This window comes from Vibrio sp. 811, from assembly GCF_033339195.1.
On the sequence record NZ_JAWOUB010000627.1, the window covers coordinates 1 to 599 of the forward strand.

Here is a 599-nt window from a genome sequence, read left to right on the forward strand (position 1 = left end):
TTGTCGTCAAAAATTCGTCGCCTCAAAATTTTGACGATTTTGTGTTCATTTTACTCTCGGTAATTCATAAGAATTTTATATAAATTGGAAAGTACTGTGTCGATGGTTCAGCGTTGTTTTACCTTACTCTTAGTTGCCTTATTTACCTCTGCAAATGCTTTAGCGGCAGGAGAGGTGGAAATTTCATTTAGTCCTGCTTCTGGGAGTCATTATGAAAATGGTGAAGAAATTTCGTATTCGATTGAGGTAAAAAATACAACGGCGGACACAATTGCAGATGTCTCAGTGATAAACGCGGTTTGGGATGTCATGTCGGGCGACCAAAAAGCCTTTCTGAGCGTATCGATATCAGACACTCACAGTCTAGGTTCAATCGCTGGTAGTTACGCATCTAGCAATGCGAACTTAGAAGTGACTGGCGCGACATTGCTGCCATTTGGTCGAGTTACTTATCATGTTAGCGCGACAGTGTCTCATGAGAGTGCTGAAAACATCGTATTAGGTGGAGCACAAGTAAAAGCGATGATTGCTGGGGCAGAGAATACATTCGTTGATACAACCAGCGTCACGTTTGAACCTGCCGAATACAAATACACGCT

Annotated in this window: 1 protein-coding gene; it reads left to right on the forward strand. The window is 42.1% G+C overall.

Annotated features, from left to right (window positions below; all coding sequences use genetic code 11):
- Window positions 1-102: 102 nt before the first annotated feature.
- A partial coding sequence (locus tag R7Q46_RS28485) for a hypothetical protein (RefSeq protein ID WP_318078483.1) occupies window positions 103-599 on the forward strand: 497 nt, incomplete at its 3' end.